Below are 6,656 nucleotides of genomic sequence, written 5' to 3'. Positions count from 1 at the left end.
CGCATATCCATCCAAGCGAACTCCGGTAACGCCGCGAACAACAGCAAATCCCGGCCGTCCGGCGCCGATACCTTGCGGACTTCATCCGTATCGCCTTGCTGGCCGTACCAACCGCGGGCCTGGCTCAACAAGCCCGGCTCCACCGCGCGCCGCAGGATATCCGTTCCCTCTCTATCGACCGCATAGACCGGCGGCGCGGGTTTATTACGCTCGGCCTGTTGCGATAAAAACCGTCTTAGCGCCTGCTCGCCGCCGAACTGCAATACGTCGGCGGCGGCGCCGACAAACAAACCGGCACGATGATCGAGACGCGGCATGTCCTGTCCCCGGCGCTCCTGCTCCAGGGCTTGATGCCGCCACCAAACCGCCGTGCCCACGCCGGCACCGGCCGCCAACATCGCCAACCAGGAGGCAAAGAAAAATTTCCAGAATAACCGCCCCACGCTCACTCTCTAACCAGTTGGTAGCCCTTGCCGCGCACCGTTTGAATATAGGAACGCCCGTCGGCTTGCTGACCGAGTTTTTGCCGAATACTGCTCATGTGCACATCGATGCTGCGGTCGAAACGCGCCAGCGGCCGCCCCAGCGCTTTAGCGGAAAGTTCGTTTTTACTGACGACACTGCCCAGCTGGCAAGCTAATGCCAGCAACAATTCGAATTCGGTGCTGGTCAGCTCCAGCTCCCGCTCGAACCAGAAGGCCTTGCGCCTGTCGCTCCATATCGTTAACGGCCCGGCGTTTATCGGCCCGGCGTTTGCCGCCAATGTGCCCGCGGCCTCCGAGCGGCGCAAAATCGCCCGAATCCGCGCCACCAATTCCCGCGGCGTGCAGGGTTTGGGCACGTAATCGTCGGCGCCCGCTTCCAAGCCGATAATACGGTCGACATCGTCGCCCTTGGCCGTGAACATCAGCACCGGCAAACTACTTTGTTGGCGAATCCGCGCCAGTATCTGCGTACCCTTGATGTCCGGCAACATGATATCCAGCACGGCCAGGGCGAAATGGCCGGTTAACGCCAAACCCAGGCCAGTCAAACCGTCATGCGCGGTGGTGACCGAAAAGCCTTCCTGCTGCAGATATTCCGCGAATAACCCGGCCAGCTCTACGTCGTCGTCAATAATCAAAATGTGGTTCACGGCGGCACCCGAATAGTATTTGCAAGCATGATAGCGCTGCCCAAGCACGCAAGCAGCAGGTTTTACGTACATTTACACTGCAATAACAGCAATTTACCTTCATTCGGCGGATACTGAAGCCAGCAAGCAGCGCAAGGCTTTTTGCATTTTCATGATCCACCAGTGAGGATAAAACATGCGTAAATTGATATTAATGGCCGGCTTATTGCCGGTTTTTGTTTCCGCCAACCCGAGGATGCCGGGCGATTTCCCGCCGCATGGCGAATTCGGCAAGCCGCCCATGCATCATCCCATGCCGGAAGACGCGGACCGCCTGCCGCCGTTTTTACACGAGTTGGGCTTGAGCGAACAGCAACAAAGCGAAATCAAAAGTTTGCTTAAAGCCCATATGAACCTGATGGGCGAAACCCGGAAAAACGACCATGCCATCAAAATGCAATTGCATCAATTAAGCTACTCCGGCGCTTACTCGGAACAGCAAGCCACCGCCTTGATAGAACAAGTGCTGGCCGCGCACAAAACCCAGGCATTGCAACAAGCCCAACTCGACAACGCCATTTACAAAGTATTGACGGCCGAGCAACAAACAGCCGTGCAAGCCAAAATCAGTAAAATGTCCGCCGACAAACCGTTCTGATCCTGACTTGGGGCGGGAAGCCACCCGCCCCCTCTCTCGCAATGTCCCTTCCCCGGCGGATTACTCGTGCCGCAATGCCTCGATCGGATCCATTCGGGCCGCCTTACGGGCCGGGACATAGCCGAAAATAATCCCCACCGCGGCGGAAAAAGCGAAGGCCTCAGCCATAACCGGCAAATGCAATATCCACGGCACGCTTAACAGGGCCGCCAACAACTTGGACGCCGCCAGCGCCAATACGATGCCTATCAGGCCGCCCGTGGACGACAGTACCACCGCCTCCACCAGGAACTGCAACATGATCTCCCGCTCCAGCGCGCCTATCGCCAAGCGGATGCCGATCTCGCGGGTACGCTCGGTAACCGACACCAACATGATATTCATGATGCCGATGCCGCCCACCAACAGGCTTACCGCCGCCACCGCGCTCAATAAACCGGTCATCATCCGGGTGGTGCCGGACAACATGTTGGCGATTTCCTTCATATCCATCACATTAAAATTATCGTCCTCGCCGGCCGAAATATGCCGCCTGGCACGCAATAGCCGCTGCAACGCCAGCCTGACCGTTTCGGTATCGGCGCCGTCGCCGGCCGAAACCTGTATCATCCCGACGTCGTTATTGCCGGCAATCCGGCGTTGAAAGGTACGTAGCGGCACCACGACCAGATCGTCCTGGTCGGTGCCCATACTGGATTGGCCCTTGGCGGCCAATAAACCGATGACTTCGCAGGACAGTTTCTGCAGGCGGATGCGGGCTTCCAACGGGCTTTGCCGGCCGAACAATTTTTCCCGCACCGTCTCGCCTATCACGCACACCGCGGCGCCGGCGCGGGCTTCGCTGGCGGTGAATACCCGCCCCTCGGCGATTTGCCGGTTATTGACCGTAAAAAAATCCGCCGTGCTGCCGGTGACCGTGCTACCCCAGTTTTGGTCGGCGACAATCGCCGTCGACGAAGCGGAGGCTTGCGGCGCCACGCCCTGTATCTCCGGCACCTCGCGGATAATGGCTTCGGCATCGGCCAGCTGGAAGGCCGGCGCCGAGGCGCTTTGGCCCGGCCCCATGCGCTTGCCGCCGGTAATCATCAGCAAATTACTGCCCAAACTGGCGATTTGCTGGGTGACCTGTTGGGTGGCGCCGCTGCCCAGCGTCACTAGCACGATGACCGCCGCGACGCCGATAATAATGCCCAGCATGGTCAATATCGACCGCATCAAATTACGCTGTAATTCCCGGAACGCCAGTTTTAATGCCACGCCTATCACGAGCCGTTCCCCGTCGCCCGGTCGGTTTCGATCAGTCCGTCGCGAAAATGCACGATCCGTTTGGCATAGGCCGCCATGTCGGCTTCGTGGGTGACCATGACGACCGTGATGCCGTCCTTGCGGTTGAATTCGGTCAGCAAATCCATTACTTCCCGGCTGCGTTGGCTGTCCAGGTTGCCGGTCGGCTCGTCGGCCAATAACAGCAGCGGTTGGGTGACGATGGCCCGGGCGATCGCAACCCGTTGCTGTTGCCCCCCGGACAGTTCGTTGGGCATATGGTGCTCCCAACCGGTCAAGCCGACGGTTTCCAGTGCCCGCTTGGCCGCTGCCCGGCGTTCGCCGGCGCCTACCCCGCGATAAATCAGCGGCAGTTCGACGTTTTCCAGCGCGGAAGTCCGGTTCAACAAATTGAAACCCTGAAATATAAATCCCAGATAATGCCGGCGCAGCAAGGTGCGCTGATCACGCGTCAGCGCGCCGACGTCGACGTCCTCGAACAGATACTGCCCGGCGGTCGGCTGGTCCATGCAACCGAGAATATTCATGCAGGTGCTCTTGCCGGAACCGCTGGGCCCCATCACCGCCACGAAGTCCCCCTGTTCGATTTGCAGGCTGACGCCGCGCAAGGCATGCATGGCCGCTTCGCCGCTGCCGTAAGTCTTGCGCACCGCCCGCAGTTCCAATAACGGTTTCGCCGCGCTCATGGCTGCTTTCTCAGCGCGAAGACCAGCTCGCCGCCGGCCTCGATATCGCCGCCGGTGATTTCGGTCATGTTACCGTTCGTGGCGCCTTTATTGATGGTAATCGGGACCAAGCGGCCGTCGCGCAGGCGCCAGACTTGTTGGACTTTTCCTGTCGATACGGGGTTTTTATCCGCATCGGAACGCGGCGGACGCGGCAATAACGCAGCCAGAAAACCGCCGCCGGATTGTTTCGCCGGCTCGGCCGGCGGCGTAAACCGCAACACGCTGTTGGGCACCAGCAGCACATCTTTTTTATGTTCGACGGTGATCAGCGCGGTGGCCGTCATGCCGGGACGCAGGCTGAGCGACGAATTATCCACCCGCAGCACGGTTTTATAGGTCACCACGCCGTCCACGGTTTCCGAGCCGTAGCGCACCTGAATGATTTCGGCCGGAAAGTTGCGGTCCGGATAAGCGTCGACGCTGAACTGGGCCTGTTGGCCCGGCCGCACCAGTCCGACGTCCGCCTCGTCGACATCGACTTGCAGCTCCATTTGGGTCAAATCCTCCGCCAAGGTAAACAACACCGGGGCCTGAAATTGCGACGCCACGGTTTGCCCCGGCTCCACCGAACGCGCCAATACGATGCCGTTGATCGGCGATTTGACCACGGCCTTGGTCAGATCGGTCAGGTTGACGTTCAAGCTGCCTTGGGCCTGTTCGACACTGGCCTTGGCGGCCGCTTCGTCCGCATGGGCCCTGGCCAGCGTGGCCTTGGCGGCATCCAGATCGTATTGCGACGGCACCTTGCCGCCGCTCAATTCCAACACATTCAGCAATTTGGCCAGTTGCACTTCGGCTTCCTTAACGGTGGCTTGCACTTGCCGCACCTTGGCCTTGGCCGCTGCCAGCGCCGCCCGCGATTGCAGGGTTTGCGCCTCCAGCCGGGTGGTGTCCAGGCGCGCCAATACTTGACCGACCTTGACCCTATCGTTGTAATCGGCTTCCACGCTTTTAATGGTGCCGGACACTTCTATGCCGACTTCCACTTCCTTCAACGGCGCCAGCGTGCCGGTAGCGCTGACCGTCACGGACAGATCGCCGCGGCTTACGGTTTGGGTTTCGTAAACCACGGCCCGGCCGTTGCCGCCGCCGAACATCCACAAGCCTATGCCGATGGCCAGCGCGGCGGCGGCCCATCCCAGCCATTTTTTGAATGGCGCCGGCCGGCTACCGGCGTTAAGGCTTAACAACTCGTTGATCGAGGCCTTGTTTTCAGTCATGTTCGGTTTTCTCCCGGCTGTTTTCGGCCGCCCAACCGCCGCCCAGGGCTTTGTAGAGGCGGATGATATTGGAGGCGACTTCGGCGTCGCTGGCGGTCAGTTGCAATTCGGCGCTGAGCAACGAACGCTGTGCTTCCAGCACCCGCTGAAAATCGCTGATGCCGGCGTTGTATTGGGTTTGCGACAAACTCATGGCGCTGTGCCCGGCCTCGACCGCCGCGTTTAAGGCCGCGCGGCGCTCGGCTTCCCGCGTATAAGCGGTCAGGGCGTTTTCGACCTCTTTTAGCGCGGTCAACAAACTCGCTTCGTACAAACCCAACGCCTGTTCGGTCAAGGCATTTTGAATGCCGACGTTGGCGCTGATTCGGCCGAAATCCAATAGCACCAGCGCCGATTTGGCGGCCATTTGGAAGGCCTTGGCGGCGGCCGTATACAGATTGGCGTATGCCAACGATTCCACCCCGATAGAACCGCTCAACGTAAAGCTGGGATAGCGTTCGGCTTCCGCCGCGCCGACTTGCGCGGTTTGCGCCGCCAGCTTGCGTTCGGCGCGGCGCACGTCCGGCCGTTGCCGCAAAATATCGGCCGGAATTCCGACGGCTACCGTTGCGGCGGCTTGAGGAATCGGCGCGGAAGCGGATAATACCGTGAGCAAATCCGTGGGTTGCCGGCCCAACAACAACGCCAGATTGTGTTGGGCCTGTGCAACCGAACCGCGCAGACTGGGCAGGCTGGCGCGGGTGTTTTCCAGCGTCAACCCGGCCTGGTCGACATCCAGCTGGGTAGTCAGACCGGCCAGCCGCCGCCAACGGGTGATGTCGTAAGTCTCCTGCTGGGCAAGCAGATTGGTTTCGGTAATCGCCAACTGGTTCTGTTGTTTGCGCAGATCGACATAATTCAACGCCACTTCCGCGCACAAGCTGACCAGAACGTCGCGCAAATCCTCCTGGGCCGCCTGCTCGGTGGCTTCGGCCGCCTCCAGACCCCGGCGCAATTTGCCGAACAAATCCAGCTCCCAGCTGGCGTCCACCGCGTGCCTGAACAGCTCGTTGGTGTTGCCTATACCGGTGGTCCCGGCGCTGATGCCGGCGGCCTTGCTGCTGCCGGTTTGGCTGGCGGACATGGTCATGGACGAGGTCGGCAACAGGTTGGCGCCCGCTAAAGCACTACGAAAACGCGCTTCCAGCAGTCTGGCCTGGGCTTGATAAACATCGCGGTTACCGGTCTTGGCCTGCTCGATCAGATCGGCTAACAGCGGATCGTTAAATATTCGCCACCAAGTTGCCAACTCTTCGCCGGCAGCGTCGGCCGTAGCGCCACGCCAGGAGGCCGGCAGCGGGGTGTTCGGCGTTTGGTAATCCGGGCCGAGCACGCAGCCGGTCAGTAAACAGGCGGTGACGACGGAAACCCAAAGTGCACTGCTGCGCATGATACCCTCAGTTGGCGGTTAAATCGGCCACCGGCTTCAACCACGCCGGCGCATTTTGCTGTAGCCATAGCTCGGCAAAATTATCGTTTTTAACGATGCTATCGAAAAAAGCGGTCGATACGCTGAGAACGGCGGCAATCTGTTGGTGCGCGGCCGCGATTTCGGGCGAATCGTGCCGGTTCGGCCTTCCCCCCATGCCGCCCATGCCGTCGGGCGGACCGCC

General features: G+C 60.3%; 7 protein-coding genes and 1 pseudogene. 1 reads left to right on the top strand and 7 read right to left on the bottom strand.

Annotation, left to right across the window (positions count from 1 at the left end; all coding sequences use genetic code 11):
• Together NP596_RS19035 and NP596_RS19030 are read right to left on the bottom strand one after the other, a co-directional pair.
• A pseudogene (locus NP596_RS19035) lies at positions 1–443 on the bottom strand (two-component sensor histidine kinase); the annotation flags it as partial.
• Positions 444–445: 2 nt separating this feature from the next.
• Positions 446–1,135 carry a response regulator gene (locus NP596_RS19030; protein WP_256616985.1) on the bottom strand — a complete coding sequence of 230 codons (690 nt, stop codon included), beginning with the start codon at positions 1,133–1,135 and terminating at the stop codon, positions 446–448.
• Between the two features lie 175 nt (positions 1,136–1,310).
• Here NP596_RS19030 and NP596_RS19025 point away from each other — a divergent pair, with 175 nt between their 5' ends.
• Entirely contained in the window at positions 1,311–1,772 is a 462-nt protein-coding gene (locus tag NP596_RS19025) for a Spy/CpxP family protein refolding chaperone (RefSeq protein ID WP_256616984.1), read from the top strand.
• A gap of 60 nt (positions 1,773–1,832) precedes the next feature.
• On the opposite strand, the gene NP596_RS19020 is transcribed toward NP596_RS19025, so the two are convergent.
• The 5 genes from NP596_RS19020 to NP596_RS19000 all read right to left on the bottom strand — a co-directional run.
• On the bottom strand, positions 1,833–3,038 hold the full coding sequence (locus NP596_RS19020) for an ABC transporter permease (protein ID WP_256616983.1): 1,206 nt from the start codon (positions 3,036–3,038) through the stop codon (positions 1,833–1,835).
• Positions 3,035–3,742 (bottom strand): ABC transporter ATP-binding protein, encoded by a 708-nt coding sequence (locus NP596_RS19015; RefSeq protein WP_256616982.1) that lies wholly within the window; start codon positions 3,740–3,742, stop codon positions 3,035–3,037. Before NP596_RS19015 ends, NP596_RS19020 begins: the two co-directional genes overlap by 4 nt.
• On the bottom strand, positions 3,739–5,004 hold the full coding sequence (locus NP596_RS19010) for an efflux RND transporter periplasmic adaptor subunit (protein WP_256616981.1): 1,266 nt from the start codon (positions 5,002–5,004) through the stop codon (positions 3,739–3,741). The genes NP596_RS19015 and NP596_RS19010 overlap by 4 nt, the downstream gene beginning before the upstream one ends.
• A complete protein-coding gene (locus tag NP596_RS19005) occupies positions 4,997–6,433 on the bottom strand; it encodes an efflux transporter outer membrane subunit (protein ID WP_256616980.1) in 1,437 nt (478 codons plus the stop codon). The genes NP596_RS19010 and NP596_RS19005 overlap by 8 nt, the downstream gene beginning before the upstream one ends.
• Positions 6,434–6,440: 7 nt before the next feature.
• Positions 6,441–6,656, bottom strand: a 216-nt coding sequence (locus tag NP596_RS19000; RefSeq protein ID WP_256616979.1) for a hypothetical protein, incomplete at its 5' end; no start/stop codon positions are given.

It is taken from the genome of Methylomonas rivi, from assembly GCF_024505165.1.
Taxonomy (GTDB): Bacteria; Pseudomonadota; Gammaproteobacteria; order Methylococcales; family Methylomonadaceae; genus Methylomonas; species Methylomonas rivi.
Note: the sequence above shows the minus strand (reverse complement) of the source record. Positions and strands in the feature narration are given on the sequence as shown.